This window comes from Actinoplanes sp. G11-F43 (assembly GCF_050589265.1).
Classification (GTDB): domain Bacteria; phylum Actinomycetota; class Actinomycetes; order Mycobacteriales; family Micromonosporaceae; genus Actinoplanes.
Window position 1 is genome coordinate 98,496 of the sequence record NZ_JBNZCE010000007.1, and the last position, 26,551, is coordinate 125,046.

Sequence of the window (26,551 nt, forward strand, 5' to 3'; positions counted from 1 at the left end):
GGCCGTGTCCAGGCCGGTTCCGGTGCCGACGGTGATCTCTCGCAGGGCGTCGGTCACCCCAGCATGGTGTCACGGCCGCCGGTGCCGATGTGGTGCCAGAGCCACCAGTGGCCGCCGAGGCCGGCCGGATCGGTGAGTTCGGCGGCGGCGCCGGCGGTGGAGAGCCGGCGCAGATAGCCGGCCGGGTCGGTGCGGGCGAGGTCGAGCGGCGGCCGGGAACCGTCCACTCCGAGCGATCGCAGTGCCTCCCGCTGGCGGATCATCCGATGCGGGATCCCGGTCGCCGCGGCCACCGAGTCCATCGCCACGTGTGCGGTGACGTCGCAGGTGCCGTCCGGCACCGGGTGGACCTGCCGCCCGCCGCGGAATCCGGTCAGGGTGCCGAACGCCGGCCGCCCGGCCCGCACGTGCCCGTAGTCGACGCAGAGCGCGACGCCGTGCCGCACCGAGTCGACGGCGGCGGCCCAGGCCCGGTCGCGGGGCCAGCCGACCTCGATCCGGCCCGCGCCCGGCCACCACCGGCTGGTCCAGAACAGATCAGCCGGATCGGCGGGTTCGCCGAGCGTCTCGGTGCCGGTGGCCGGGTCCACCAGCACTTTTCGCAGCCGTCCCCGCCCGTCGGTCTCCAGCACGTCCAGTGGCACGTTGTCCAGCCATTCGGTGGCCAGCAGCAGCCCGGTGGTCCCGGCCGGCGGTTCCGGCCGCCAGCGCACTGCCGGATCCAGCCCGGCCGGACGTGGCGCGACCTCGACGGCGGTGGCCCGGACCCGCCCGGCCAGGTCGGCCGGCAGGTGCGCCAGCAGGGTGGTGAGCAGTTCGCCGCGCCCGGCCCCGACGTCCACCAGATCGAACACGGCCGGATGCCCCAGCGCCGCGTCGACCCGTTCGGCGAACCGGGCCAGCGCTCCGGCGAACAACGGCGACGCGTGCACGCTCGTCCGGAAATGATCGGCCGGCCCCTCCCTCTCCCGCACGAAGAACCCGTCAGCGCCGTACAGCGCCGTCTGCATGGCCGAACGCCACCCCGAACCCATAACCCCGCATTTTGTACGCCACACGGCCCCACAGGCGCACCGGAGGCGCCCTGTGTCGTCCGCGCGAGGTCCGTCGGCACACCGGACCGTCCGGCGACCGCCGGGCGGATGCGGTGGTGCGGTTCTTCACACGCCGTTGTCACAGGCGTGTTACACCGGCGCATACTGGCGGCCGACCGGTACCCCACTTCGAGGACTGGATCCGAGGATGAGATCTCTGACCGTCGGCGTCATCGGCGCCGGGCGGGTCGGTGCCGTGCTGGGCGCGGCACTGGACCGGGCCGGCCACCGGGTGGTCGCCGCCGCCGCGGTGTCCACCGCCTCCCGCGAGCGCGCGGCCCGGCTGCTTCCGGGCGCCGCCGTGCTCCCCGCCGACGAGGTGGCCCACGCGGCCACCGATCTGCTGCTGCTGGCCGTGCCGGACGACCACCTCGCGGCGGTGGCCGCGGGCCTGGACCGGACCGGGGCGCTGCGTCCCGGCCAGGTGGTCGCGCACACCTCCGGGGCTCATGGACTGGCGGTTCTGGGCGATGTGAACGGCATGGCGCTGCACCCCGCGATGACCTTCACCGGCGCGGACACCGACCTGGACCGGCTGCCCGGCATCGCCTGGGGGGTGACCGCGCCGGACCGGGCCTTCGCCACCCGGCTGGTCGCCGACCTGGGCGGTGTCCCGGAGTGGATCGCCGAGGAGTCCCGGCCGGTCTACCACGCGGCCCTGGCACACGGCGCGAACCACCTGGTCACCCTGGTCAACGAGGCCGCCGACGTGCTGCGGGCGGCGGGTGTCGGGGAGCCCGGCCGGGTGCTGGCCCCGCTGCTTACCGCGGCGCTGGACAACGCGCTGCGGATGGGCGACGCCGCACTGACCGGCCCGGTCTCCCGGGGAGACGCCGGCACCGTCGGCAAGCACCTGGACCGGATGCCCGCTGAAGCGGTGCCGGCCTACCTGGCGATGGCCCGGCGCACCGCGGACCGGGCGATCGCCTCCGGCCGGCTGCGCCCGCGGGACGCCACCGCGCTGCTGGACGTGCTGGCCGCCCGCGCCGAGTCGAGGAGTCACACATGACCACCCTGGTGCACACCCGCGACGATCTGGCGAGCGTGCTGGACGAGGCGGCCGGAGAGATCGCCGTCGTGATGACCATGGGGGCCCTGCACGAGGGGCACCGGCAGCTGATGCGCGTGGCCCGGGAGCGGTCCGCCTTCGTGGTCGTGACGATCTTCGTGAACCCGCTCCAGTTCGGGCCGGGCGAGGACTACGAGAAGTACCCGCGCACCCTCGACGAGGATCTGGCGGCCTGCCGGGCCGAGGGGGTGCCGGTGGTCTTCGCGCCGAGCCGGGACGACGTCTACCCGCACGGCGCGCCGTCGATCACCATGCAGCCGGGGCCGCTCGGCGACATCCTGGAGGGCGCCAGCCGTCCCGGCCACTTCTCCGGGATGCTCACCGTGGTGGAGAAGCTGCTGCTGCTCACCCGCGCCGGCGTGGCCTATTTCGGCGAGAAGGACTACCAGCAGCTGGCCCTGATCCGGCGGATGGCCCGTGATCTGGAGCTGCCGGTGGAGATCCGGGGCGTCCCGACCGTACGGGAACCGGATGGTCTGGCCCTGTCCAGCCGCAACCGGTACCTCTCCGCGGACCAGCGCCGGTCCGCTCTGGCCCTGTCCCGGGCGCTGCGGGAGGGCGCCACCCACACCGACCCGGAATCGGTCCTGGCCACCGCCCACAAGATCCTGGCCGGGGAGCCCGAGGTGCGGGTGGACTACCTGGCGCTGACCGGCGCCGACCTGGCCGCCGCCCCGGTGGAGGGCCCGGCCCGCCTGCTGGTGGCCGCCCGGGTCGGCACCACCCGACTGATCGACAACGTGCCACTGACGCTGCGGAAGGGCGCCTGATGCTCCGGACCATGCTCAAGTCGAAGATCCACCGGGCCACCGTGACGCAGGCCGACCTGCACTACGTCGGCTCGGTCACCGTCGACCTTGATCTGCTGGACGCGGCCGACCTGCTGCCCGGCGAGTTGGTGGCGATCGTCGACGTGACGAACGGCGCCCGCCTGGAGACGTACGTGATCCCCGGGGCGCGGGGCAGCGGCGTGATCGGCATCAACGGCGCCGCCGCCCATCTGGTGCACCCGGGCGACCTGGTCATCCTGATCTCCTACGGGCAGATGGACGACGCCGAGGCCCGCGCCTACCAGCCCCGGATCGTGCACGTGGACGCCGCGAACCGGGTGATCGAACTGGGCGCCGATCCGGCCGAGGCGGTCGACGGAATGGCCGGTGACCCGGTCCGCGCCGCCTTCGCCTGACCCGAGCTCAGCCCGCGTGGTCACTTCCGGTCCGATCCGCGCCGGACGGCGCCACGCTTTGCCGAATCGACCTCCCCAGCAGGCCGTATCCCCATACAGTGGGCGAATCGGATAGGGCTTGCTCGGGAGGCACGGCTCATGGGTTTCCGCCTGCGTGCCCGATGGGCGATGACGGCCGCCACCGCGGCGCTGCTGGCCGTCGCCGGCTGCGGCAACAGCAACGACGTGGACGGCGATCTGACCAACGACTGGGGCGCGATGGCCCCGGCCACCGGCTTCGTACCGGTCGCGGAGACCTGCCACCTCTCCAACTTCGCCGTCTCCGGGCCGCGCGCCACCTACGAGGAGGTGGACTGCGCCGTCGCGCACCGTACCGAGACGGTCTTCGTCGGCGAGCACACCGCACCGGCCGCGGAGGCCGCCGAACCGCCCACCGGCGCAGCCGCCGGAGCCCGAGCCGCCTACCGGATCTGCGACGAGCGGACCACCCAGTTCGTCGGCGGTCCGTGGCGTGACGCCCGGCTCTGGATCGGCGTCACCCACCCGTCACCGGCGGCGTGGACCGGCGGCGCCCGCTGGTTCCGCTGCGAGGTGGTGGAACTGGACTCGATCGAGGACGACGGCGCCCTGCTCCAGCGGGCCGGCAGCCTGCGCGGCGCGCTGCTGGCCGCCGGGAACCCGCTCGCGCTCGGCTGTTACGCCATCACCCTGGACAGCGCCGGGGCGATCGCCACGATGCCGCCGGCCGACTGCGCCACCAAGCACAACGCCGAGTACGCCGGGGTGTGGGAGGCACCGGCCAAGGCGGCCTACCCGAAGGGCGACGTGGCCTGGGAGAGGTTCCACGCCGGCTGCCGGGAACGGGTCGCCGGGTTCGCCGGGGTGCCGAACGACGCCGACCTGCAGTACCGCACCGGCGTGGTGTCGCTGCCCGGCAACGCCGACGTCTGGGCGCAGGGCGACCACAGCGTCCGCTGCTATCTGTGGCTGGACAAGGCCGAGTTGACCGGCTCGCTGAAAGGCAAGGGGACGAAAGCCCTTCCCGTCCAGTACAAGTAATGATGAACACTGACCGCGCCCCCGCTGTGACGGGGGCGCGGGCGCGGAGTGTACTGAAACACATGTCACCTCTCGCGGATCTCCCGGCGCTGCCCCGCCGGCTCGCCGCCGCCGAGCCGGGCTGGACCGAGACCACCGACGTCGTCGTGGTGGGTTCCGGCATCGCGGGCCTGACCGCCGCCCTCTACCTGCGCGAGCAGGGCCTGCACGTCACCGTCGTCACCAAGGTCAACATCGATGACGGGTCGACCCGCTGGGCCCAGGGTGGCATCGCCGCGGTGCTCGATCCGCTGGACACCCCGCAGGCCCACGCGTACGACACGGAGATCGCCGGGGTCGGCCTCTGCGACCCGGCGGCGGTGCGGGTGCTGGTCGAGGAGGGCCCGGCCCGGATCCGGGAGCTGATCCGCCGGGGCGCCGAGTTCGACCGCAACCCGGACGGCTCGCTGATGCTGACCCGCGAGGGCGGGCACCGCGCCGACCGGATCGTGCACGCCGGCGGCGACGCGACCGGCGCCGAGGTGCAGCGCGCCCTGCACGAGGCGGTCCGCCGTGACCCGTGGATCCGTCTGGTCGAGCACGCGCTGGTGCTGGACCTGCTGCGCGCCGCCGACGGCCGGGCCTGCGGCATCACCCTGCACGTGCTCGGCGAGGGCTCGGCGGACGGGGTGGGCGCGGTGCTGGCCCGGGCGGTGGTGCTGGCCACCGGCGGGATGGGCCAGATCTTCTCGTCCACCACCAACCCGTCGGTCTCCACCGGCGACGGTGTGGCGCTGGCGCTGCGGGCCGGCGCCGAGGTGACCGACGTCGAGTTCGTCCAGTTCCACCCCACCTCGTTCGTCACGTCCAGGGCGGACCGAGGCGGCACGGGAGCGCTCTTCTCCCGTGCCGCCTCGGATTCTTCTCCGGTGGATCCCGTGCAGCGGCCGCTGATCTCCGAGGCGCTGCGGGGCGAGGGCGCGCACCTGGTCGACGAGGCGGGCAAGCGGTTCATGGTCGGGCAGCACGAGCTGGCCGAGCTGGCGCCCCGCGACGTGGTCGCCAAGGGCATCTACCGGGTGCTGCGCGCCACCGGCGCCGACCACGTCTACCTGGACGCGCGGCACCTCGGCCGGGAGTTCCTGGAGGCCCGCTTCCCGACCATCATGGCCTCCACCCGGTCCGCCGGGGTCGACCCGGCCACCGACCTGATCCCGGTCGCGCCGGCCGCCCACTACGCCTCCGGCGGTGTCCGCACCGACCTGCGCGGGCGCACCAGCATCGACGGGCTGTACGCCTGCGGTGAGGTCGCCTGCACCGGTGTGCACGGCGCCAACCGGCTGGCCAGCAACTCGCTGCTGGAGGGCCTGGTCTTCGCCCGCCGGATCGCCGACGACATCGCCCGTGAGCTGCCCCCGCAGGCCGAGCCGGCCCGGACCCCGGCGGTCCAGGCCTGGGTGGCCGACCCGGCGATCCGCGCCGACCTGCAGCGCGCCATGACCCGGGGTGCCGGGGTGCTGCGCACCGCCGACTCGCTCGCCACCGCCGCCAAGGAGCTGACCCGGCTGGCCGAGCAGCGGTCCACGCCGGACAACGCCGCCTGGGAGGTCACCAATCTGCTCACCGTCGCGACCACTCTGGTGGCGTCGGCGAGCAGTCGCCGGGAGACTCGGGGGTGCCACTGGCGCGAGGACCACCCGACAGCGGCCGACGAGTGGCGCGGCCACCTGCTGAACGCCCTCGCCCCGAACGGCGCCCACACCCAGGACTTCCAGGAGATGTCATGACCGCTCCCGAAGGCGTCACCCCGGCCGGCACCATCCCGGACGGCGGCACCCTCTCACCGGCCGAGGATCTGCCCGAGCCCGAGATCGAGGTGACCGAGATCGGGCTGGACCTCGCGGTGGTCCAGCGGATCGTGCTGACCGCGCTCGGCGAGGACCTGGGCGATCCGCCGCGCGACGTGACCAGCGAGTCCACCATCCCGGCCGCCCAGACCGACACCGCCGAGCTGGTGGCCCGTGCCGACGGCGTGGTGGCCGGCCTGCTGGTGGCGGCCGAGGTCTTCGCGGTCACCTCAGGCGGGCACGCCACGTTCCAGGCGGTGGCCACCGACGGCGACCGGGTGCGCCGCGGCGACGTGCTCGCGGTGATCACCGGCCCGACCCGGGCGCTGCTCACCGCCGAGCGGACCGCGCTCAACCTGCTCTGCCGGATGTCCGGGGTGGCCACCCACACCCGGAAGTGGGCCGATCAGCTGGAGGGCACCCGCGCGACCGTCCTGGACACCCGTAAGACCACCCCGGGCCTGCGGGTGCTGGAGAAGTACGCGGTGCGGGCCGGCGGCGGCACCAACAAGCGCATGGGGCTCTACGACGTCGCCATGATCAAGGACAACCACAAGCTGGCCGCGGGCAGCATCACCGCGGCGTACCAGCTGGTCCGGTCCACCTTCCCGGACGTGACCGTGCAGGTCGAGGTGACCACGCTCGCCGAGGCCGAGGAGGCCGTCGCGGCCGGCGCCGACTTCCTGCTCTGCGACAACATGACGCCGGAGCTGCTGACCGAGGTGGTGCGCGCGGTCGGCGGGCGGGTGGAGCTGGAGGCCACCGGCAACCTCACCCTGGAGACGGCCGCCGCCTACGCCGCCACCGGTGTGGACTACCTGTCGGTGGGTGGGCTGACACACTCGTCGCCGATTCTGGACATCGCGCTGGACCTGCGTCCCCGGTGAGCCTCTCCGTGCGTACACAATGAGGGTCTTGATTTCCGGTTTTTAGGGGCCTGGCGTGCTGCTCTGCATTGACATCGGTAACACCAACACCGTGCTGGCGACCTTCGAGGGCGACAAGCTGGTGCACAACTGGCGGATCAAGACCGATGCCGCGTCCACCGCCGACGAGCTGGGCCTGAAGATCCGGGGCCTGCTCGCCGGCGACGCCGTGGAGATCACCGGGGTGGCGGCCTGTTCGACGGTGCCGGCCGCGCTGCGCAACCTGCGGACCATGCTGAAGCGCTACTACGACGACGTGCCCAGCGTGATCGTCGAGCCGGGGGTGAAGACCGGTGTGCAGCTCGCCATCGACAACCCCAAGGAGGTGGGCGCCGACCGGGTGGTCAACACGCTGGCCGCGCACGCCCTCTACGGCGGCCCGTCGATCGTCGTCGACTTCGGCACCACCACCAACTTCGACCTGATCAGCGCGAAGGGCGAGTTTCTCGGCGGGGCGTTCGCGCCGGGCATCGAGATCTCCTTCGACGCGCTGGCCGCCCGGGCCGCCCAGCTGCGCAAGGTGGAGCCGACCAAGCCGCGTTCGGTGATCGGCAAGAACACCGTGGAGTGTCTGCAGGCCGGGCTCTACTTCGGCTTCGCCGGCCAGGTCGACCGGATCGTCGAGCGGATGGTCGAGGAGATCGGCCCGGTCCGCGCGGTGATCGCCACCGGCGGCCTGTCCTGGCTGGTGAAGGACGAGTGCCGGACCCTCACCGCGCACGAGCCGATGATCACGCTGATCGGCCTGCGGATGGTATATGAGCGGAACGTCTGAACTCGGCTGAGTAGGCTTTCCAGGTCCCAGCACCGAGAAGGAAGTCTTGCCGTGACCGAGCAGAACACGCCAGTCGACCCCGCCGAGGACCTCCCCGAGCAGATGCGGGTCCGCCGGTCGAAGCGGGACCGGCTGCTCGCCGAGGGTCTCCCGCCCTATCCGGTCGAGGTCCCGCGGACCGACGAGATCGCCGCGATCCGCGAGCGCTACGCGGATCTGGCCACCGACACCGCCTCCGGCGACACGGTGTCGATCACCGGCCGGGTGATCTTCGTCCGCAACGGTGGCAAGCTCTGCTTCACCACGCTGCGGGCCGGTGACGGCAGCGAGATCCAGGCGATGTTCTCGCTCGACAAGGTCGGGGAGAAATCCCTGTCCGAGTGGAAGACTCTGGCCGACCTCGGCGACCTGATCTCGGTGACCGGTGAGGTGATCACCAGCCGGCGTGGCGAGCTGTCCGTTCTCGCCGATTCCTGGGCGATGAGCGCCAAGGCTCTGCGTCCCCTTCCGGTGGCGCACAAGCCGCTTTCCGAGGAGACCCGGGTCCGGCAGCGTTATGTGGATCTGATCGTCCGCCCACAGGCGCGTGACGTGGTTCGCACCCGGGCGACCGTGGTGCGCAGCCTGCGCGAGTCGCTGTTCGGCCGGAATTATCTCGAGGTGGAAACACCGATGTTGCAGTTGCTGCACGGCGGCGCCGCGGCCCGGCCGTTTGTGACGCACAGCAACGCACTCGATATGGATCTTTATCTGCGGATCGCTCCGGAACTGTTTTTGAAGCGCGCCGTGGTCGGTGGCATCGATCGGGTCTTCGAGATCAACCGCAACTTCAGGAATGAGGGCATGGACTCCACGCACTCTCCGGAGTTCGCCATGCTCGAGGCGTATCAGGCGTATGCCGACTACAACGTGATGCAGGCGCAGGTGCGGGAGTGGATTCAGGAGGCCGCGTTCGCGGTCGCCGGATCGCATGTGGTCACCCACCACGACGGCACCGAGGTGGACCTGGGCGGCGAGTGGGCCGAGATCACCCTCTTCGGTGCGATCTCCGAGGCGCTCGGCGAGGAGGTGACCATCGACACCGACATCACCCAGCTCCAGGCGTACGCGGAGAAGGTGCAGCTCTCGGTCGACCCCAAGTGGAGTGCCGGCAAGCTGGCCGAGGAGATCTTCGAGCACCTGGTGACCGACGGCCTCACCGCGCCGACCTTCGTCCGGGACTTCCCGGAGGAGACCGCGCCGCTCACCGCGCCGCACCGGACCACCCCCGGACTCACCGAGAAGTGGGACCTGTACGTCGGCGGATTCGAACTCGCCACCGCATATTCCGAGTTGGTCGACCCGGTGATCCAGCGCGAGCGGTTCCACGCCCAGTCCCTGCTCGCAGCGGGTGGCGACCCCGAGGCGATGCAGCTGGACGAGGATTTCCTGCGGGCCATGGAGTATGGAATGCCGCCCTCGGGTGGTATGGGAATGGGAATCGACCGGCTGCTGATGGCGCTCACCGGCCTGGGCATTCGGGAAACGATCCTCTTCCCCTTGGTCCGCCCGGAGTAACAGCTGCCGGAAGTAACGGCTCCGCAATTATCCACCCCCGCCATTGACGGGTGATGCGCCCCTGGCGTTATTGTCTTCCCATTGCTGGGGAGAGAACCTGTGTTCGGGAGGATAACGGCGCGTGGCCAAGCAGATCATTCACAAGCTGGTCGATGACATCGATGGTGTCGACGCCGACGAGACCGTGAAGTTTGCGCTCGACGGCATTCAGTACGAGATCGACCTCTCGGAGAAGAACGCCGCGAAATTGCGGGAGGTCTTCGAGCCCTACCTGAGCGCCGGCACCAAGGTGGCCCGGGGCGGTGTGGTCGTCGGTGGCCGCGCGGCGCGGGGCCGTGGCGGCGCGACCGCCGACCGCGAGCAGAACAAGGCGATCCGCGAGTGGGCTAAGAAGGCGGGTAAGGACATCTCCGACCGGGGCCGGATCCCGCAGGAGATCGTGGACGAGTTCCACTCGAAGGGCCCCGGCCGGGCCTGACATCCCGGCGCGACTCCACGGAGAGGGCGTGCCGACCGAGTCGGCTGCGAACGAGCAGCCGTCCTGGTCGGTGCGCCCTCTCCGCGTTTGGCCACCCGGTGCGCCCTGCGCTCACTACGGTTATCCACAGGAGTGGACCGCGTTGTCCACAGGCTGTGGATCGGCAGGATTTCGCTGTACGCGTACACGTTCGGGTGGGGGAACAGCCGCTGAGCGTGCGAAGTTGGCTAAATCAACGTTGCGGATCGTTTCGAGGGGCAGCGACGGGCCCAGCGGAGACCGTCAGCGGCGATAGAGTTACAGCGCGGGTATCACCGATGCCCGTGCGCTGGCCCCGCCAGCTGTTGAGACAAGCTCAGCATTGGCGCACGGCACGTGAGGAGCACGAGGGCATGTTCGAGCGGTTCACCGACCGAGCGCGACGGGTTGTCGTCCTGGCCCAAGAAGAGGCCCGGATGCTCAACCACAACTACATCGGGACAGAGCACATCCTGCTCGGCCTGATCCACGAGGGCGAGGGTGTCGCCGCGAAGGCTCTGGAGAGCCTGGGCATCTCTCTCGAAGGGGTCCGCCAGCAGGTCGAGGAAATCATCGGCCAGGGCCAGCAGGCGCCGAGCGGGCACATCCCGTTCACGCCGCGCGCCAAGAAGGTTCTGGAGCTCTCGCTGCGCGAGGCGCTCCAGCTCGGCCACAACTACATCGGCACCGAGCACATCCTGCTCGGCCTGATCCGTGAGGGTGAGGGCGTCGCCGCCCAGGTGCTGGTCAAGCTCGGCGCCGACCTCAACCGGGTCCGCCAGCAGGTGATCCAGCTGCTCTCCGGCTACCAGGGCAAGGAGCCGGCCGCCGCGGGCACCGCGACCGGCGAGGCCGCACCGTCCACGTCGCTCGTGCTGGACCAGTTCGGACGCAACCTGACCCAGGCCGCCCGCGAGGGCAAGCTCGACCCGGTCATCGGCCGGGAGAAGGAAATCGAGCGGGTCATGCAGGTGCTGTCCCGCCGCACCAAGAACAACCCGGTGCTGATCGGCGAGCCCGGTGTCGGCAAGACCGCCGTGGTCGAGGGCCTGTCCCAGTCCATCGTCAAGGGTGAGGTGCCCGAGACGCTGAAGGACAAGCAGCTCTACACGCTGGACCTGGGCGCCCTGGTCGCCGGCTCGCGCTACCGCGGTGACTTCGAGGAGCGCCTGAAGAAGGTGCTCAAGGAGATCCGCACCCGCGGCGACATCATCCTGTTCATCGACGAGATCCACACCCTGGTCGGTGCGGGTGCCGCCGAGGGCGCGATCGACGCCGCGAGCATCCTCAAGCCGATGCTGGCCCGTGGCGAGCTGCAGACCATCGGCGCGACCACTCTCGACGAGTACCGCAAGCACCTGGAGAAGGACGCCGCTCTCGAGCGCCGCTTCCAGCCCATCCAGGTCGGCGAGCCGTCCCTGGCGCACACCATCGAGATCCTCAAGGGTCTCCGCGACCGCTACGAGGCGCACCACCGGATCAGCATCACCGACGCGGCGCTCGTCGCGGCGGCCACGCTGGCCGACCGGTACATCTCGGACCGCTTCCTGCCGGACAAGGCGATCGACCTGATCGACGAGGCCGGGGCACGGATGCGCATCCGCCGGATGACCGCGCCGCCGGACCTCCGCGACTTCGACGAGCGCATCGCCCAGGTGCGCCGCGACAAGGAGTCCGCGATCGACGCGCAGGACTTCGAGCGCGCCGCCCAGCTGCGTGACAAGGAGAAGACCCTCCTCGGTCAGAAGGCGCAGCGGGAGAAGGAGTGGAAGGCCGGCGACCTGGACGTGGTGTCCGAGGTCGACGACGAGCAGATCGCCGAGGTGCTGGGCAACTGGACCGGCATCCCGGTCTACAAGCTCACCGAGGAGGAGACCTCCCGCCTGCTGCGCATGGAGGACGAGCTGCACAAGCGCGTCATCGGCCAGGAGGACGCGGTGCAGGCCGTCTCCAAGGCGATCCGCCGGACCCGTGCCGGTCTGAAGGACCCGAAGCGCCCGAGCGGCTCGTTCATCTTCGCCGGCCCGTCCGGTGTCGGTAAGACCGAGCTGTCCAAGGCCCTCGCCGAGTTCCTGTTCGGCTCCGAGGACGCGCTGATCCAGCTCGACATGTCCGAGTTCCACGACCGCTACACGGTGTCCCGGCTCGTCGGTGCCCCTCCCGGTTACGTCGGCTACGACGAGGGCGGCCAGCTGACCGAGAAGGTGCGCCGCAAGCCGTTCAGCGTGGTCCTGTTCGACGAGATCGAGAAGGCCCACCCGGACGTCTTCAACACGCTCCTGCAGATCCTGGAGGACGGTCGCCTGACCGACGGCCAGGGCCGGATCGTCGACTTCAAGAACACCGTCATCATCCTGACCACCAACCTCGGCACGAGGGACGTGGCCAAGGCGGTGTCGCTGGGCTTCCAGGCCTCCGAGGCCGAGGAGTCGTCGTACGAGCGGATGAAGATCAAGGTCAACGACGAGCTGAAGCAGCACTTCCGCCCCGAGTTCCTGAACCGTATCGACGACACGATCGTCTTCCACCAGCTGCGTGAGAAGGAGATCCTCCAGATCGTCGACATCTTCACCGCCCGCATCGAGGGGCAGCTGAAGAACAAGGACATGGGCCTGGAGCTGACCGACAACGCCAAGAAGTACCTGGCGGCCAAGGGCTTCGACCCGGTGCTCGGCGCCCGGCCGCTGCGCCGGACCATCCAGCGCGAGCTGGAGGACACCCTGTCCGAGCAGATCCTCTTCAACGAGCTGCGGCCCGGCCAGATCGTGGTGGTGGACTGCGAAGGCGACCCGGCCAAGGTGGAGAAGGCCAAGCTGGTCTTCAACGGCTCCGAGAAGGGCGCCGAGGTGCCCGACGCGGTGCCCGCCGACCTCGCGGTGCCGACCACCGAGGAGTAGGCAGAGCCTGACGGGCGGCCCGGTTGCGATGTTCGCAGCCGGGCCGTTCCGCGTCCGGGGCTGGTGGAAACCCGGTCGCGGCGGGCGGGGCGCCGGGCCGATCATGTGGGCATGCAACGTCAGATCAGGGCCGTGTTCGACGACGAGACGGTCACCGTCTACCAGGCCTACTCACCGGCCATCGCGGAGTCGGCGGTGCGGGCCGGGCGGTTCGTGCCACCGTTCCGGACCACCCGGATGACCTGGATCAAGCCGTCGTTCCTGTGGATGATGTACCGCTGCGGCTGGGCGTCGAAAGAGGGCCAGGAACGGGTGCTCGCGGTGTCGATCACCCGGGCCGGCTTCGAGTGGGCGCTGGCGAACTCGGCACTCAGCCACTATGTGCGCGGCGTCCACCCGGACCGGGCCACCTGGCAGCGGCTGCTCAAGCGCTCGCCGGCGCGGGTGCAATGGGATCCGGAGCGGGATCTGCGGCTGCGGGAGCTGCCCTACCGGTCGCTGCAGCTCGGCCTCGGTGGGGAGGCGGTGCCCCGCTACGTCGACGAGTGGACCACCGGGATCACCGATGTGACCGGGCTGGTCCGGGAGATCCGGGGACTTCTCGACGACGGCGACGAGGTGGCCGCGAGCGCGTTGCTGCCGTCCGAACGGCCGTACCCGCTGTCCCCGGCCCTCGCCGACCACCTGGGCGCCACCGACTGACGTGCCGCACCCACCGTTCCGCGGCACGCGGTAGTCGCCCGCAGCCAGCGTGGTGCCTTCTGGTTGGGATTGCGCCGGAGTGCGGCACGCGGTGGTTGCCCGCAGTCAGCGTGGTGCTTTCCGGTTGGGATTGCGCCGGAGTGCGGCACGCGGTGGTTGCGTGCAGTCAGCGTGGTGCCTTCTGGTTGGGATTGCGCCGGAGTGCGGCACGCGGTGGTTGCGGGGCTGGACGTGGCACGGGAGGAGGGAGCCGGGACCTGGGCCGTCGCATCGGCCCGGCGGTCGCCGGGCGGTCCGGTGGGACGCCCGGCGTCGCGCGGATGCCACGGGACGGCCCGATCGGTGTGGGGCCGTGGAACGTACCGGCTAAAGGGTTTGAACTTCGCCTTTCGGGGCGTCGCCGGCCAGCACGAAATCGTCGGTGCCCAGGGACTCCACCAGGCCGTCCTCGACCAGGCCGGACAGGGCGCGGGCCCGCTGCACCTCGTCCTGCCAGACCAGGTCGAGGCGCTGGCGGGGGACCGGGCCGGTGGCGTGCCGCAGCACCTCCAGGAGCAGGCCGCGGACCTGCCGGTCGGTGCCGGCGTACCGCTGCGGCTTGCGGCTCGGCCCCTCCGGCAGAGGCTGCCCGGTGAGCCGCCACGCGCACACGTCGTGGAACGGGCAGTCCACGCATCGGGGGGAGCGGGCCGTGCAGACGATCGCGCCCAGCTCCATGAAGGCGATGCTGGCGCGGGCGGCGGTCGGCGCGTCCGGGGGCAGCAGGGCCTCCATCGCGACCAGGTCGGCGGTGGTGGTGGCCGGCCCGGCGTCGGGTTTGCCTTCGACGGCCCGGCAGACCACCCGGCGCACGTTGGTGTCGACGACCGGATGCCGCTGGCCGTAGGCGAAGGTGGCCACCGCCCGCCCGGTGTAGGTGCCCACACCCGGCAGTGCGAGCAGCTGGTCCAGATCGTCGGGGACGTGGCCGCCGTGCCGTTCGACGATGGCGACCGCGCAGGCGTGCAGGCGCATCGCCCGGCGCGGGTAGCCGAGCCGGCCCCACATCCGGATCGCCTCGGACGGCGGGTCGGCGGCCATCGCGGCGGGGGTGGGCCAGCGGGTCATCCAGGAGCGCCAGGCGGGTTCGACCCGGACGACCGGGGTCTGTTGCAGCATCACCTCACTGACCAGTACCCCCCAGGGGGTGGTGTCCGGCTGCCGCCAGGGCAGATCGCGGGCATTTGCGGCATACCACGTGATGGCTTCGTCGGCGAGAGTCATATCCCGTTTACTGTAAGCGGGTGCACGAGCTCGCCATCACCGTCATCGGCCCGGACCGCACCGGCATCGTGGCCGACGTCGCCGAGGCTCTGGCCGCGGTCGGCGCGAACCTGACCGACTCGACGATGACGCGTCTGCGCGGCCACTTCACGATGACCCTGATCTGCGACGGGCTCACCGAGCGGGACGCCGAGCGGGCCCTGGAGCCGCTGGCGGCCGCTGGTCTGCTGGCCACCGTGCGCCGGGTGGAGCCGAAGGCGGCCGGCGAGCCCTACCTGATCAGCGAGCCCTATCTGGTCAGCGTGCACGGCGCCGACCGGCTCGGCATCGTGGCCGCGGTGACCCGGGTGATCGCGGCGTGCGGCGGCGACATCACCGAGCTGACCACCCGGCTGAGTGGCCCGCTCGATCTGCTGGTGGCCGAAGTGGATCTGCCGGCCGGGGCGGGTGACGAGCTGGCCGAGCGGCTGGCGGTGGCGGCCGCCGAGCTGGATGTGGACGTGTCACTGCGGCGGTCGGACACGGAGATCCTGTGAGGAGACCGGCCGGACACACCGTGCGCCGGCGGAAGATCCATCTTTAACGACCGGTGCGCGAGTTGGTGTCGCGGAATCGGCGTGCCGTGCACATGGCGATGGGCGTGCGGGTCTAACGTAAGCGCATCATGCGTGCGACGGTTGGTCCCCTCCCACCCGCGGTCTACTGGCGGCGGCGTCTGGTCGTGCTGGGCGCGGTGCTGCTCGGCGTCATCGTGCTGTTCGTGTCCTGCTTAGGTGGAGACAAACCGGATCCGAAGAACACCGCGGGTCAGGCCACGCAGTTCCCGACTCCCGATCCGAAGGATCCGACGGCCGCGTCGCCGGGGCCGTCGTTCGAGTCGGCCGGCCCGGGTGTCGGTCCGGCGCTGCCCGATCCGGCGGATCTGCTGTCGCAGCAGCCCGACGACGACGAGCTGCCGCCGCCGGCGAACGCCTCGGCACCGGCCGGGGGCACCGGGACCGACGCGGGGACGGGCACCGGGAGCACGTGTGCCGACACCGAGATCCAGCTCAAGCCGGTTCCGGCGGACACGTCGCCGAAGCGGGGCACTCCCCTCGACATCGAGCTCAAGATCAAGAACGTCGGCTCTCGGACCTGTCAGCGGGACCTGGGCGCCAGCGCGCAGGAGCTCTACATCGAGCAGGGCGCGCAGAAGTTCTGGTCGTCCGACCTGTGCACCACCAGCGCCGGCAACGAGGTGGTCAGTCTGGGCGCCGGGGTGGAGAAGACGTTCAAGGTGACCTGGAACGGCCGCTCGTCCACCCAGTGCGCCGAGAACGCGCCCGGTGGGCCGTACCTCCAGCCCGGCCCCTATGCGCTGCGCGGCCGGCTGGACACCAAGCTCAGCGACCCGGTCGTGCTGACCGTCGTCGACTGACCCGTTGGTCGCCGCACTCGAGCTCTACCTGGACGTCGACAGCACACGACGGGTCCGCACCCTGTGGCGGGCCCTGGACGCCGACGGCATCCCCTCGCTGGGCTCACTGAACCAGAAGCATCGCCCGCATCTCTCGCTGGCCGCCGCGCACCGCATCGACCCGGAGGCGGTGGCCGCCGCCCTGGACGGATTCCCGGTGGGCCGTGGACTGTCGGTGAGTTTCGACTTCGTCGGGCAGTTCGTCGGCCGGGTGCTGTGGCTGGGCGTGACGATGACCCCGGAGCTGATGGATCATCACCGCGAGGTGCACGAGCGCCTCACCGCGGGCGGTGTCGAGGTCTGGGAGCACTACCGCCCCGGCCGCTGGGTGCCGCACTGCACCATCTCCCTGCGGGTGCCCAACCCGGTGATGGCGCCGGCGGTCCGCCGCTGTCTGGAATACCTGCCGATGCGCGCCACGATCGTCGGAGCCGCGGTGGCCGACCACGTCAACGACATCAATCAACCCCTTTGATTCGGTACGGCCGTCGAAAGCCCCGCATCGTCCCCGCGAAGCAGGCGGAACACCGGACCGTCCGGCGACCGCCGGGCGAATGCGGTGGCCTTTTCAGAGGTGCACGCGTTCACCCTGCGGGCCGAACAGGGTGAGCAACTCGGCCGGCTGACTGTCGGCGCTGCCGATCCAGTGCGGCAGCCGGGTGTCGAACTCGGCGGCCTCACCTGGCCCCAGCTCGAACTCCCGGTCCGCGAGCACGAACCGCACCCGCCCGTTGAGCACGTAGAACCACTCGTACCCGTCATGGGTCCGCAGCTCCTGGGCGGGTGTCCGGCCGGCCGGCGGGTACACCACCTTGTACGCCTGCACCCCACCCGGCCGCCTGGTCAACGGCACCACGGTCAGCCCGTGCCGCCGGACCGGCCGCAGATGGATGCGCGGATCACCGGTGGGTGGCGCGGCGACCAGGTCGTCGAGCGGCACCCCGTGCGCCCGGGCCAGCGGCAGCAGCTGCTCCAGGGTGGGGCGGAGCTTGCCGTTCTCCAGACGGGACAGGGTGCTGGTGGTCAGACTCGTCTCGCCGGCCAGCTCGGCCAGGGTGAGGCCGCGGGCCTGCCGCAGCGCTTTCAGCCGGGGCCCGACACCGGTGAGTACGTCCTCCATCCCGTCATTGTGCGGATCCGCAATATTTCTTGCAAGACGGCCACGGGCCCGGTGATGCTGGCGTCATGAGCACCGAGACCTTCTGGAACGACCTCTACCGCACCCGCCGCACCTGGGGTGAACGCCCCAACCCGCTGCTCGCCGAGATCGCCGGCCCGCTGACCCCCGGCACCGCCCTGGACCTGGGCTGTGGTGGCGGCGGCGACACGGTCTGGCTGGCCGGGCGAGGCTGGCAGGTCACCGCGGTCGACGTCTCCGGCACCGCCGTCGACGGCGTCCGGGCCCACGTGACCGAGATCGGCCTAGGCGACCGGGTGACCGTCGAACGGCACGACCTCAGCGAGAGCCTCCCGGCCGGAACCTTCGACCTGATCTCCGCGCAGTACCTGCACACCCCGCTCGAACTGGACCGGGCCCGGGTGCTGCGGGACGCCGCCCGGTCCCTGCGCCCCGGCGGCCTGCTGCTGATCGTGGACCACGGCTCGATCGCCCCCTGGTCGTGGAACCAGGACCCGGACACCCACTTCCCGACACCCACCGAGGTGGCCGCCGAGATCGGCCTCGACCCGGGCGCCTGGCCGGTGCTGCGCGCCGACATGCCCCGCCGGCAGGCCACCGGACCCGGCGGGCAGACCGCCACGGTCACCGACAACGTGCTGCTGATCCGGCGGGCCGACCGGTGAGCCGCCGTCGCACCAAAGACCTCGGGCCACCCTGGACCGGCGCCGGAGAGAAGGAGACCCTGACCGGCATGCTGGACTACCTGCGCGCGTCGATCGCCGGCAAGGTCGACGGCGTGCCCGAACCGCAGGTGCGTACGGCCGGGGTGGACTCCGGGACGAACCTGCTCGGGCTGATCAAGCACCTGACATACGTCGAACGGTTCTACTTCCTCGGCGAGCCGATCGAGAACCTGCGCCGCACCTTCCGGCCCACCGGGAGCGAGACCGTCGACGGGCTGCTGGAGTCCTACCGGCAGACCAATGCGGCGGTGAACGCGGTCATCGAGGCCTGCACCGACCTGGCCGATCCGGCGCCCCGGGTGCCCGGCCGTGGGCTCGGACCGTCGATGCGCTGGGCGCTGGTGCACATGATCGAGGAGACCGGCCGGCACGCGGGCCACGCCGACATCCTGCGCGAACAGATCGACGGATCGGTCGGCCGCTAGACGTACCGCTCCAGGATCGACGCCTCGGCCAGCCGGGACAGGCCCTCCCGGACCCCACGGGCCCGCGCGTCGCCGACCCCCTCCACCGCCTGCAGATCCTCCACCGTGGCGCCGAGCAGCCGCTGCAGGCTGCCGAAGTGGCCGACCAGCCGGTCGACGATCTGCGCGGGCAGCCGCGGCACCTTGGCCAGCAGCCGGAACCCGCGCGGGGAGACCGCCGAATCCAGCGAGTCGGACGCCCCCGGATAGCCGATCGCCTTGGCCACCGCCACCAGATCGATCATCTCGGTGGCGGTGAGCAGGTCCAGCTCGACGAGCGCCTCGTCCAGGGTGCGCGCCTTGCGGCCGGTCGGCAGATAGTCACGGATCACCAGCGTGCGGTCGGCGTCGACCCCGGCCATCAGCTCGTCCAGCTGCAGGGCCAGCAGGCGGCCGTCGGTGCCCAGCTCCACCACGTATCCGGAGATCTCGTCGGCGATCCGACGCACCATCTCCAGCCGCTGCACCACGGCCACCGCGTCCCGGACCGTCACCAGATCCTCGATCTCCAGGGCGGAGAGGGTGCCGGAGACCTCGTCGAGACGCAGCTTGTAGCGCTCCAGGGTGGCGAGCGCCTGGTTGGCCCGGGACAGGATGGCGGCCGAGTCGTCCAGCACGTGCCGCTGCCCGTTCACATAGAGCCCGATGATGTGCATCGACTGGCTCACCGAGATCACCGGGAAGCCGGACTGCTTGGCCACCCGCTCGGCGGTCCGGTGCCGGGTGCCGGACTCCTCGGACGGGATCGACGGGTCCGGCATCAGGTGCACGGCGGCCCGCACTATCCGGGTGCCGTCGCTGGACAGCACCACCGCGCCGTCCATCTTGCACAGCTCGCGCAGCCGGGTCGCGGAGAACTCCACATCGAGCGGGAACCCGCTGCCCGTGCAGATGGTCTCCACCACGGCGTCGTAGCCGAGCACGATCAGCGCTCCGGTGCGGCCCCGCAGAATGCGCTCCAGACCGTCCCGCAGCGCCGTGCCGGGGGCCATCAGCGCCAGGTTGGCGCGCAGCGGATCACTGGCCCCACCGGTCAGGCCTGCCCCGACGGCCGGTGTCATCGCGCGATGGCCCGCGCCGTTGACGCCGGAACGCGGCGTTGAACTGGCGGCGGGCTTGGAACCATCGCGGTCGAGCGGCACCCGGACATTCTACGGACTGTCATCCACGCCAACGAGGTACGGCTCAATGAATGCTCCGTAGCGTGATGAATCGTGACTCAGCGTCTATCAACGTGAGGTGTGCTCGGCCGACGCGCGAGCCGCGCTCTGCAGCGCCGACTGCAGGTTGTTCACCTCGACGACCTGCATGCCCTTCAACGCGCCGTCCGAACTCTCCGGCCCGCAGCCGGTCGGCACCAGCGCCACCCGGAACCCGAGCCGGGCCGCCTCGGCCAGCCGCCGGCCCACCGCGCCCACCCGCCGGATCTCCCCGGTCAGGCCGACCTCACCGATCGCCACCAGAGTCGGCGCCATCGCCAGATCGAGGCCACCGGAGGCGACCGCCAGGGCCATCGCCAGGTCGGCCGACGGCTCGGTCAGCCGGATGCCGCCCACAGTGGCCGCGAACACCTCACGGTTGTAGAGCTTCAACTGTTTGGTACGCCGCTCCAGCACCGCCAGCACCATCGCCAGCCGGGCATGGTCGAGACCGGACACCGTGCGCCGGGGCGAACCCTGCACCTCGGCCCCGATCAGCGCCTGCACCTCGGTGACCAGCGCCCGCCGGCCCTCCATCGCCACCGTGACGCAGGTGCCCGGCACCGGCTCCTGATAGCGGGTCAGGAACAGCCCCGACGGGTCGGGCAGGCTGGTGATGCCGCCCTCGCCCATCTCGAAGCAGCCCACCTCGTCGGCGGCGCCGAACCGGTTCTTCACCCCGCGGACCAGGCGCAGCGACGAGTGCTTGTCACCCTCGAAGTGCAGCACCACGTCGACCAGGTGCTCCAGGACGCGGGGACCCGCCACCGAACCGTCCTTGGTGACGTGACCGACCAGGACGGTGGCGATGCCCCGCTCCTTGGCGATCGCGACCAGCGCCGCGGTCACCGCCCGGACCTGGGTGACCCCGCCCGGCACACCCTCGGTGCCGGGCGCCGAGACGGTCTGCACCGAGTCGAGCACCAGCAGACCGGGCCGGACCGCGTCCAGATGCCCGATCACCGTGCCCAGGTCGTTCTCCGAGGCTAGGTAGAGCTTCTCGTGCAGGGCGCCGAGCCGCTCGGCCCGCAGCCGCACCTGGCTCACCGACTCCTCGCCGCTGACCACCAGCGACGGTGTGCCGGCGCCGGACGCCCACTGCTGGGCCACGTCGAGCAGCAGGGTGGACTTGCCCACCCCGGGCTCACCGGCGAGCAGCACCACCGCGCCGGGCACCAGGCCACCGCCGAGCACCCGGTCCAGCTCGCTGACACCGGTCGCCACCGCCCGGGCCGGGGCCGCGCTGATCTGCGCGATCGGCCGGGCCGGCTCGGACGGCATGCGGGAGCTGACCACCCGGCCGGACACCGGAACGGTCACCGTGGACTCGATGATCGAGCCCCACTCGCCACACTCCGGACAGCGGCCCAGCCACTTGGGTGGCTGGTGACCACAGGCGTCGCAGACGTACGCGGCCTTGGGCGCCTTCGCGGCGGAACGGGATGTCACTCCGACAAGCTAGCTCGCCGGTACGACAGAACCCGTCAGTGGCCGCCCTCGCCCTCGGCGATCTCCGCCGAACCACGCGGCGCCGGGGTCAGCGGGGACGCGACCGGGGCCTCCAGGTTGAGCGGGGCCTGACCGTTGCTGAACTCGAAGGTCAGCGCCACCGACATGCCCGGCTTCAGCTCCTCGGTCAGCCCGATGATCTGCAGCTGGCTGGCGTCGCTCGGGCGGAACAGCGCCGAACCCTGCGCGGGCAGGTTGATGGTGGCCGGCTTGGCCGCCGTCGCCGGGCCGGCACTCGCGCTCGGCCCCGCGCTCGGAGCCGAGGCGCTCACCTGGCCGGGCGTGGTGACCGTCGCGGTGCTGACCAGACCGACCTGCCGGCCGGCGACCACCTGCGGGCGGTCCACCGCCTGCGGGCTGATCGTGACGGTGACCGGGTCGTTGGTCTCGTTGTAGAGGCTGACCTCGAGCGGAGCACTCTCCTGCGCGTGGTAGCCGTCGACCCCGTTGTACTCCACCTGCAGATTGCGGATGAGCACGCTGCCGTTCTCGGACTGAGCGTTCACGCCGGCGATCGGCGTGTCCAGGATGGCGGTCTCGGCGACCTGACCGGCAGAGCAACCGCCCAGTGCCAGTGCAGCGACCGTGGCGGCACCCGCGACCAGACCGGCGCTACGGGTTCCCAGCGAGCGCATCACGATCCTCCAAATAGAGACACCAGGTGTTAGATCAGCGTAGTGGGCGCCGATCGGCCGTGTGCGGGGACCCATCCATCAGGCCCGGGAGATCAGGTCACCCGGCCGGTGACGACGAGCAGCAGCACGTCCAGCAGGGCCACCACGATCACCGCGCGGAACAGTGCCACCGGCCGCCCCTCGGCCCGCCGGGCGGCCCACCAGCCCAGTGGGAGCACCACCACGGCGACCGCGCCGGCCGCCCACCCGGCCCACGTCGGCGGGCCGGGCGGGCCGAGCACCAGCACCGCCGTCGCGCCCAGCAGGAACACCGCGGCGGCCAGCTGGGAGCCGGCCGATCCGATCCGGTGCGGCAGGCCGCGGACCCCGGTGGCCGCGTCATCGGCCAGATCGGGCAGCACGTTGGCGAAGTGGGCGCCGCCGCCGAGCAGCCCGCCGGCCGCCACCAGCCAGGCCGGCGGGGCCGGTGCGCCGGGCAGGGCGAGCACCACGAAAGCGGGTAGAAGACCGAAACTGATCAGGTACGGAACCACCGAGAACGCGGTGCTCTTCAACGGCCGGTCATAGAGCAGGGCGGAGACCAGCGCCACCGTGATCACCACGGTCGCCGGGGGACCGAGCGGCAGAGCGAGCAGCGGTACGGCCAGCGCGGCGATCAGCCCGGCCAGCCCGACCGTACGCCCGGAGATCGCCCCCGCCGGAATCGGCTTGTCGGTGCGCCCGCTGACCCGGTCCCGTTCCGCGTCCACCAGGTCGTTCACCCAGCCGACCGCCAGCTGGGTGGCCGCCACCGTGGCCACCACCGCCGCGAGCCGCCAGCCACGATGCCCGGCCCCGGCTGCCAGCAGGGCCATCGCCAGGGTGACCGCGCCGCCCGGCTCCGGATGGGACGATCTGAGCAGCGCCATCGCACGGGACATGCCTCGTGAGTGTGGTCGACTCGGCGATCCCGTGCCAGTCTCGATCGCATGCGATCGATGCCGCGCAACGATCCACGCCAGTACGACGACCTCGCCGCCGAGTGGTGGCGCCCCGACGGGCCCTTCGCACTCCTGCACTGGCTGGCCGCCGCCCGGGCCGCCCTGATCCCACCCGCCCACTCACCCGGCCGGATCCTGCTCGACGCCGGATGCGGCGGTGGCCTGCTCGCCCCGCACGTCCACGGCAAGGGCTACCGGCACATCGGCGTCGACCTGCGCCCGGCCGGCCTGCGACAGGCCTCGCCCCGTGGTGTGACAGCGGTCAACGGCGACGTCACCGCCCTGCCGCTGGCCGCCCGCAGCGCCGACGTGGTGGTGGCCGGCGAGATCCTGGAGCACGTCACCGACCTGCCCGCGACCGTCGCCGAATTGTGCCGGGTGCTGCGCCCGGGCGGCCTCGTGGTGCTCGACACGGTCAACGACACCCGGCTCAGCCGCCTGCTCACGGTCACCCTGGGGGAGCGGCTCGGGATCGCCCCGCCCGGCCTGCACGATCCGGCGCTGTTCGTGCCGCCCCGGCGGCTGATCGCGGAGTTCGCCCGGCACCGGGTCCGGCTGACCGTGCGCGGGGTGCGCCCCAGCCTGCCGGGGCTGTTCCGGTGGCTGGTGCTGCGGCAGGCGGTGGACGGCAGGCGGATCCTGCCCACATTCTCGACTGCGGTGCTCTACCAGGGGACCGGGCGTCATGCTGGCTGAGGCTCGGCGGCTGGCGCCCCGATTCGCGGCCCGCGCGGCCGATGCCGACCGGGACGGCTCCTTCCCGGTGGACGACTTCGCCGAGCTGCGGTCCGCCGGATTCTTCGGCCTGATGGTCCCGGCCCGGCTGGGCGGCGCGGGCGCGGGCTTCAGCGAGTACGCCGAGGTCGCCTACGAGCTGGCCCGCGGCAACGGCGCCACCGCCCTGATCTTCAACATGCACGCCTCGGTGACCGGGGCGCTCGGCGGGGTCAGCGACGAACTCGCCGAGGCGCTCGGCCTGCCCGCGGAGGCGCTCGCCGCCCGGGACGGCTTCCTGAAAGCGGCGGCCGGCGGCTCCTGGTACGCGGTGGCGATGAGCGAACGCGGCGCCGGCTCCCGGCTGTCCCGGATGGCCACCACCTATCAGCCGGCCGACGGCGGCTACCGGATCACCGGGGCCAAGACGTTCTGCTCCGGGGCGGGGCACGCCGACGCCTATCTGATCGCCGCCCGCAGCGCCGACGACCCGGGGCGGGTGTCGCAGTTCCTGGTTCCGGCCGGGGACGGGCTGCGGGTCGAACCGACCTGGGACGCGCTCGGCATGCGCGCCACCGGGTCACACGACCTGCACGTCGATGTCACGGTCCCGGCGTCGGCGCTGCTCGGCGGGATGGAAGGGCTGGCCCTGGTGGCCGCCCAGCTCGCCCCGCACTGGATGGTGGCCAGCTACGCCGCCGTCTACGTCGGGGTGGCCCGGTCCGCCGTGGACGCCGCGATCGAGCACGTCAACACCCGCGGTCTGGCCGGGCTGCCGGCGGTGCGGGCCCGGATCGGCCGGGCCGACGCCGCGGTGTCCGCCGCCCACCTGACCGTCCGGGAGGCGGCCCGCCGGGTCGACGAGGCGCCCGGCGAGGCCGAGACGAACCGCTGGGTGTGGCGGGCCAAACTGCTCGCCGGAACCACCGCCGCCGAGGTGGCCGCCTCGATGCTGGAGGCGGCCGGCACCTCGGCGATGCGCCGCGGGCATCCGCTGGAACGCCTCTACCGGGACGCCCGCGCCGGCTCCCTGCAACCCGCCACCAGCGATGTCTGCGCCGACTGGCTCGGGGTGGACGCGCTCGGTGGCGATCCGGACGCCGACGGTGTGGCACCCCGGTGGTGAGCGCCGGCCCGTTCATCTCCGGCGTCGGGGTGGCGATGCCTCCGCCGATCCGGCAGGACGAGCTGTGGACCGGGTTCTTCAGCCGGCACTGGTCCGGTCCACGCCAGGCGCTCGCCGAGCGGATCTTCGCCAACTCCGGGGTGCACACCCGGCAGACCGTGGTCAGCCCGCTGCTGGACGACGTGGCCGGCTGGTCCACCGAGCAGCGGATGCGCCGCTACCAGGCCGAGGCGATCCCACTCGGCAAGGCGGCGGTCGGCCGGGCGCTGGCCGACGCCGGACTCACCGCGGGCGATCTGGGCTTTTTCGCGGTCTGCTCCTGTACCGGCTACGCCACCCCCGGACTCGACATCCTCCTCGCCCGGGACCTCGGCATGTCACCGAGCGTGCAACGACTCTTCATCGGCCACATGGGTTGTTACGCGGCGTTACCGGGATTGGGGGCGGTCGGCGACTACGTGACCGCCCGGGGCCGGCCGGGGCTGCTGCTCTGCGCCGAACTCACCAGCCTTCATCTGCAACCGCCCGCGGCGCGGACGGACATCCAGCAGATCGTCTCGCACGCGCTCTTCTCGGACGCCGCAGCCGCCGTCGTGGTCACCCCGCAAACCGATCGTGGGTACGCCGTACGCGAGGTCGCCGCGATCACCGACACCTCCACAGCTGATCACATGACCTGGGAGATCACTGATCTCGGGTTTCGGATGGGCCTGTCCCCGAAGGTGCCGACGGTGCTCGCCAGACACGTCCGGGAGCTGGTCCTGGCCGTGCTGGGGCGGCACGGCCTGGGCATCGCCGATGTCGGCGGCTGGGCCGTCCACCCCGGCGGGCCCAAGATCCTCGACGTGGTTCAGGAGCGGCTCGGACTCGACGAGGCGGCGATGGCGCCGTCCCGTGGGGTACTCGCCGCGTACGGGAACTGCTCCTCACCCACCGTGCTGCTCGTTCTCGACGAACTACGCCGCCGGCCGGTCCCGCCGACGTCGATCGTGATGCTCGCGTTCGGCCCCGGCCTCACCCTCTATGTCACCCTCCTGACGGGCTCTACTCTCACTGCGTGACCGGCGAACGGGGACGTGGCCTGCTGCTCTACGCACTGGCTACATCGATCATGATGATCGGCTTGGTGTGGTGGTGGCGGGCCGCACCACGCCAGGTCGTCGACGAGCGCATGCTGGGCTGGCGCCGGACCGCCGAGCAGCTGCTCCCCGACATCGGCGACCAGGAGCGGGTCAACACGGTCGCGCTGTCCGCGGAGTCCCCGCACGAGGAGTCGGTCGAGGTCGCCCGGGGCGAGTTCCTGGTCTCGGTGGTGTGCGCCGGCGACAGCGGCAGCCGCATCCGGGTCAGCTTCGGGGTCAGCGACTCCGGGCGGGGCGTGCGCTGCTCCGGCTCCCGGACGCCCGAGGTCTTCCGGGTCGGCCTGGCCCGCGAACTCCACCTCGCCGTCACCGTCGAATCCTCCGGCCCGGTGATCTTCCGGTACGCGTTGCAGCGCTCGAACGGGTGAATCCACCCACCGACTTCCCGTCGCCGGCCGTCGACATCGGCGTCTTCACTCTCCGTGCCGGCGGCTTTCGTCGCTGCCTCGGCACCCGGGGTCCGGTCCGCTCGGGTTAACGCCCGCATGCGAACCCGTCACGCCGGTCACGCCCGCCTTGCTCTCCACGCCTGCCATGCACGTTTGTGCCCGCCACGCACGTCGTGCCCGCATGATCGTCACGCCTGCCTTGCCCGTCACGCCTGCCTTGCCCG

General features: G+C 71.6%; 27 protein-coding genes. 20 read left to right on the forward strand and 7 right to left on the reverse strand.

Annotation, left to right across the window (positions count from 1 at the left end; genetic code table 11):
- Nucleotides 1–53 precede the first annotated feature (53 nt).
- On the reverse strand, nucleotides 54–1,034 hold the full coding sequence (locus ACQ0O7_RS08805) for an SAM-dependent methyltransferase (RefSeq protein WP_430781316.1): 981 nt from the start codon (nucleotides 1,032–1,034) through the stop codon (nucleotides 54–56).
- A gap of 208 nt (nucleotides 1,035–1,242) precedes the next feature.
- Between ACQ0O7_RS08805 and ACQ0O7_RS08810 the strand changes: the two genes are divergently transcribed.
- The 11 genes from ACQ0O7_RS08810 (at nucleotide 1,243) to ACQ0O7_RS08860 (ending at nucleotide 13,587) form a co-directional block, all read left to right on the forward strand.
- On the forward strand, nucleotides 1,243–2,103 hold the full coding sequence (locus ACQ0O7_RS08810; protein ID WP_430781317.1) for a Rossmann-like and DUF2520 domain-containing protein: 861 nt from the start codon (nucleotides 1,243–1,245) through the stop codon (nucleotides 2,101–2,103).
- The gene (gene panC / locus ACQ0O7_RS08815; protein WP_430781318.1) at nucleotides 2,100–2,933 is read left to right on the forward strand and encodes a pantoate--beta-alanine ligase; all 834 of its coding nucleotides are present in this window, start codon (nucleotides 2,100–2,102) and stop codon (nucleotides 2,931–2,933) included. Before ACQ0O7_RS08810 ends, panC begins: the two co-directional genes overlap by 4 nt.
- Nucleotides 2,933–3,349: an aspartate 1-decarboxylase gene (panD, locus tag ACQ0O7_RS08820; protein ID WP_430781319.1), complete on the forward strand. Its 417-nt coding sequence runs from the start codon at nucleotides 2,933–2,935 to the stop codon at nucleotides 3,347–3,349. The genes panC and panD overlap by 1 nt, the downstream gene beginning before the upstream one ends.
- Before the next feature lie 138 nt (nucleotides 3,350–3,487).
- Nucleotides 3,488–4,408, forward strand: coding sequence for a septum formation family protein (locus ACQ0O7_RS08825; RefSeq protein ID WP_430781320.1), 921 nt, complete (start codon nucleotides 3,488–3,490; stop codon nucleotides 4,406–4,408).
- A 62-nt stretch (nucleotides 4,409–4,470) separates the two neighbouring features.
- Nucleotides 4,471–6,174 (forward strand): L-aspartate oxidase, encoded by a 1,704-nt coding sequence (locus ACQ0O7_RS08830; RefSeq protein WP_430781322.1) that lies wholly within the window; start codon nucleotides 4,471–4,473, stop codon nucleotides 6,172–6,174.
- Between the two features lie 89 nt (nucleotides 6,175–6,263).
- Nucleotides 6,264–7,121, forward strand: a complete 858-nt coding sequence (gene nadC, locus ACQ0O7_RS08835; protein ID WP_430781385.1) for a carboxylating nicotinate-nucleotide diphosphorylase — start codon at nucleotides 6,264–6,266, stop codon at nucleotides 7,119–7,121.
- Between the two features lie 55 nt (nucleotides 7,122–7,176).
- Nucleotides 7,177–7,935, forward strand: coding sequence for a type III pantothenate kinase (locus ACQ0O7_RS08840; protein WP_430781323.1), 759 nt, complete (start codon nucleotides 7,177–7,179; stop codon nucleotides 7,933–7,935).
- Between the two features lie 51 nt (nucleotides 7,936–7,986).
- Nucleotides 7,987–9,492, forward strand: coding sequence for a lysine--tRNA ligase (gene lysS, locus ACQ0O7_RS08845; RefSeq protein WP_430781325.1), 1,506 nt, complete (start codon nucleotides 7,987–7,989; stop codon nucleotides 9,490–9,492).
- Nucleotides 9,493–9,613: 121 nt separating this feature from the next.
- The gene (locus ACQ0O7_RS08850; RefSeq protein ID WP_430781326.1) at nucleotides 9,614–9,970 is read left to right on the forward strand and encodes a histone-like nucleoid-structuring protein Lsr2; all 357 of its coding nucleotides are present in this window, start codon (nucleotides 9,614–9,616) and stop codon (nucleotides 9,968–9,970) included.
- A gap of 392 nt (nucleotides 9,971–10,362) precedes the next feature.
- Nucleotides 10,363–12,885, forward strand: coding sequence for an ATP-dependent Clp protease ATP-binding subunit (locus ACQ0O7_RS08855; RefSeq protein ID WP_203796836.1), 2,523 nt, complete (start codon nucleotides 10,363–10,365; stop codon nucleotides 12,883–12,885).
- 111 nt (nucleotides 12,886–12,996) lie between these two features.
- Nucleotides 12,997–13,587 carry a DUF4291 domain-containing protein gene (locus ACQ0O7_RS08860; protein ID WP_430781327.1) on the forward strand — a complete coding sequence of 197 codons (591 nt, stop codon included), beginning with the start codon at nucleotides 12,997–12,999 and terminating at the stop codon, nucleotides 13,585–13,587.
- Nucleotides 13,588–13,953: 366 nt separating this feature from the next.
- Here the strand turns inward: ACQ0O7_RS08860 and ACQ0O7_RS08865 are convergent, their stop codons facing one another.
- Nucleotides 13,954–14,850 carry an A/G-specific adenine glycosylase gene (locus ACQ0O7_RS08865; protein WP_430781329.1) on the reverse strand — a complete coding sequence of 299 codons (897 nt, stop codon included), beginning with the start codon at nucleotides 14,848–14,850 and terminating at the stop codon, nucleotides 13,954–13,956.
- Nucleotides 14,851–14,870: 20 nt separating this feature from the next.
- Here ACQ0O7_RS08865 and ACQ0O7_RS08870 point away from each other — a divergent pair, with 20 nt between their 5' ends.
- From ACQ0O7_RS08870 to ACQ0O7_RS08880, 3 genes are all read left to right on the forward strand, one after another.
- Nucleotides 14,871–15,386 carry a glycine cleavage system protein R gene (locus ACQ0O7_RS08870; RefSeq protein WP_430781330.1) on the forward strand — a complete coding sequence of 172 codons (516 nt, stop codon included), beginning with the start codon at nucleotides 14,871–14,873 and terminating at the stop codon, nucleotides 15,384–15,386.
- Between the two features lie 128 nt (nucleotides 15,387–15,514).
- On the forward strand, nucleotides 15,515–16,267 hold the full coding sequence (locus ACQ0O7_RS08875) for an adhesin (RefSeq protein WP_430781331.1): 753 nt from the start codon (nucleotides 15,515–15,517) through the stop codon (nucleotides 16,265–16,267).
- 4 nt (nucleotides 16,268–16,271) lie between these two features.
- Complete coding sequence (locus ACQ0O7_RS08880; RefSeq protein ID WP_430781333.1) at nucleotides 16,272–16,781, forward strand: 2'-5' RNA ligase family protein; 510 nt, start codon at nucleotides 16,272–16,274, stop codon at nucleotides 16,779–16,781.
- Nucleotides 16,782–16,874: 93 nt separating this feature from the next.
- Here ACQ0O7_RS08880 and ACQ0O7_RS08885 read toward each other — a convergent pair whose 3' ends face one another.
- On the reverse strand, nucleotides 16,875–17,426 hold the full coding sequence (locus ACQ0O7_RS08885; protein WP_430781334.1) for a helix-turn-helix domain-containing protein: 552 nt from the start codon (nucleotides 17,424–17,426) through the stop codon (nucleotides 16,875–16,877).
- A gap of 65 nt (nucleotides 17,427–17,491) precedes the next feature.
- Here ACQ0O7_RS08885 and ACQ0O7_RS08890 point away from each other — a divergent pair, with 65 nt between their 5' ends.
- Both ACQ0O7_RS08890 and ACQ0O7_RS08895 read left to right on the forward strand, forming a co-directional pair.
- Nucleotides 17,492–18,109 carry a class I SAM-dependent methyltransferase gene (locus ACQ0O7_RS08890; protein WP_430781335.1) on the forward strand — a complete coding sequence of 206 codons (618 nt, stop codon included), beginning with the start codon at nucleotides 17,492–17,494 and terminating at the stop codon, nucleotides 18,107–18,109.
- Complete coding sequence (locus ACQ0O7_RS08895) at nucleotides 18,106–18,594, forward strand: DinB family protein (protein ID WP_430781336.1); 489 nt, start codon at nucleotides 18,106–18,108, stop codon at nucleotides 18,592–18,594. Before ACQ0O7_RS08890 ends, ACQ0O7_RS08895 begins: the two co-directional genes overlap by 4 nt.
- On the opposite strand, the gene disA is transcribed toward ACQ0O7_RS08895, so the two are convergent.
- From disA to ACQ0O7_RS08915, 4 genes are all read right to left on the reverse strand, one after another.
- Nucleotides 18,591–19,775 (reverse strand): DNA integrity scanning diadenylate cyclase DisA, encoded by a 1,185-nt coding sequence (gene disA / locus ACQ0O7_RS08900; RefSeq protein ID WP_430781337.1) that lies wholly within the window; start codon nucleotides 19,773–19,775, stop codon nucleotides 18,591–18,593. The genes ACQ0O7_RS08895 and disA overlap by 4 nt on opposite strands.
- Nucleotides 19,776–19,862: 87 nt before the next feature.
- Entirely contained in the window at nucleotides 19,863–21,281 is a 1,419-nt protein-coding gene (gene radA / locus ACQ0O7_RS08905) for a DNA repair protein RadA (RefSeq protein WP_430781338.1), read from the reverse strand.
- 35 nt (nucleotides 21,282–21,316) lie between these two features.
- Nucleotides 21,317–21,976, reverse strand: a complete 660-nt coding sequence (locus ACQ0O7_RS08910; RefSeq protein WP_430781339.1) for a hypothetical protein — start codon at nucleotides 21,974–21,976, stop codon at nucleotides 21,317–21,319.
- A gap of 92 nt (nucleotides 21,977–22,068) precedes the next feature.
- Nucleotides 22,069–22,896, reverse strand: coding sequence for a UbiA family prenyltransferase (locus tag ACQ0O7_RS08915; RefSeq protein WP_430781340.1), 828 nt, complete (start codon nucleotides 22,894–22,896; stop codon nucleotides 22,069–22,071).
- Between the two features lie 48 nt (nucleotides 22,897–22,944).
- On the opposite strand from ACQ0O7_RS08915, the gene ACQ0O7_RS08920 reads away from it, so the two are divergent.
- From ACQ0O7_RS08920 to ACQ0O7_RS08935, 4 genes are read left to right on the forward strand one after another with little or no spacing between them, the layout of a single operon-like run.
- Nucleotides 22,945–23,652 carry a methyltransferase domain-containing protein gene (locus ACQ0O7_RS08920; RefSeq protein WP_430781342.1) on the forward strand — a complete coding sequence of 236 codons (708 nt, stop codon included), beginning with the start codon at nucleotides 22,945–22,947 and terminating at the stop codon, nucleotides 23,650–23,652.
- Nucleotides 23,642–24,796 carry an acyl-CoA dehydrogenase family protein gene (locus tag ACQ0O7_RS08925; protein WP_430781343.1) on the forward strand — a complete coding sequence of 385 codons (1,155 nt, stop codon included), beginning with the start codon at nucleotides 23,642–23,644 and terminating at the stop codon, nucleotides 24,794–24,796. Before ACQ0O7_RS08920 ends, ACQ0O7_RS08925 begins: the two co-directional genes overlap by 11 nt.
- Before the next feature lie 35 nt (nucleotides 24,797–24,831).
- A complete protein-coding gene (locus ACQ0O7_RS08930) occupies nucleotides 24,832–25,857 on the forward strand; it encodes a type III polyketide synthase (RefSeq protein WP_430781386.1) in 1,026 nt (341 codons plus the stop codon).
- Complete coding sequence (locus ACQ0O7_RS08935; RefSeq protein WP_430781344.1) at nucleotides 25,854–26,306, forward strand: DUF6023 family protein; 453 nt, start codon at nucleotides 25,854–25,856, stop codon at nucleotides 26,304–26,306. The genes ACQ0O7_RS08930 and ACQ0O7_RS08935 overlap by 4 nt, the downstream gene beginning before the upstream one ends.
- Nucleotides 26,307–26,551: the final 245 nt, after the last annotated feature.

Excerpts from the sequence above, each read along its gene's own strand:
- ACQ0O7_RS08805 (WP_430781316.1), bottom strand. The coding sequence starts at position 1,034 with ATGGGTTCGGGGTGGCGTTCGGCCATGCAGACGGCGCTGTACGGCGCT.
- ACQ0O7_RS08810 (WP_430781317.1), top strand. The coding sequence starts at position 1,243 with ATGAGATCTCTGACCGTCGGCGTCATCGGCGCCGGGCGGGTCGGTGCC.
- panC (WP_430781318.1), top strand. The coding sequence starts at position 2,100 with ATGACCACCCTGGTGCACACCCGCGACGATCTGGCGAGCGTGCTGGAC.
- panD (WP_430781319.1), top strand. The coding sequence starts at position 2,933 with ATGCTCCGGACCATGCTCAAGTCGAAGATCCACCGGGCCACCGTGACG.
- ACQ0O7_RS08825 (WP_430781320.1), top strand. The coding sequence starts at position 3,488 with ATGGGTTTCCGCCTGCGTGCCCGATGGGCGATGACGGCCGCCACCGCG.
- ACQ0O7_RS08830 (WP_430781322.1), top strand. The coding sequence starts at position 4,471 with ATGTCACCTCTCGCGGATCTCCCGGCGCTGCCCCGCCGGCTCGCCGCC.
- ACQ0O7_RS08855 (WP_203796836.1), top strand. The coding sequence starts at position 10,363 with ATGTTCGAGCGGTTCACCGACCGAGCGCGACGGGTTGTCGTCCTGGCC.
- ACQ0O7_RS08860 (WP_430781327.1), top strand. The coding sequence starts at position 12,997 with ATGCAACGTCAGATCAGGGCCGTGTTCGACGACGAGACGGTCACCGTC.
- ACQ0O7_RS08865 (WP_430781329.1), bottom strand. The coding sequence starts at position 14,850 with ATGACTCTCGCCGACGAAGCCATCACGTGGTATGCCGCAAATGCCCGC.
- ACQ0O7_RS08875 (WP_430781331.1), top strand. The coding sequence starts at position 15,515 with ATGCGTGCGACGGTTGGTCCCCTCCCACCCGCGGTCTACTGGCGGCGG.
- ACQ0O7_RS08885 (WP_430781334.1), bottom strand. The coding sequence starts at position 17,426 with ATGGAGGACGTACTCACCGGTGTCGGGCCCCGGCTGAAAGCGCTGCGG.
- ACQ0O7_RS08890 (WP_430781335.1), top strand. The coding sequence starts at position 17,492 with ATGAGCACCGAGACCTTCTGGAACGACCTCTACCGCACCCGCCGCACC.
- ACQ0O7_RS08910 (WP_430781339.1), bottom strand. The coding sequence starts at position 21,976 with ATGCGCTCGCTGGGAACCCGTAGCGCCGGTCTGGTCGCGGGTGCCGCC.
- ACQ0O7_RS08915 (WP_430781340.1), bottom strand. The coding sequence starts at position 22,896 with ATGTCCCGTGCGATGGCGCTGCTCAGATCGTCCCATCCGGAGCCGGGC.
- ACQ0O7_RS08920 (WP_430781342.1), top strand. The coding sequence starts at position 22,945 with ATGCGATCGATGCCGCGCAACGATCCACGCCAGTACGACGACCTCGCC.
- ACQ0O7_RS08925 (WP_430781343.1), top strand. The coding sequence starts at position 23,642 with ATGCTGGCTGAGGCTCGGCGGCTGGCGCCCCGATTCGCGGCCCGCGCG.
- ACQ0O7_RS08930 (WP_430781386.1), top strand. The coding sequence starts at position 24,832 with ATGCCTCCGCCGATCCGGCAGGACGAGCTGTGGACCGGGTTCTTCAGC.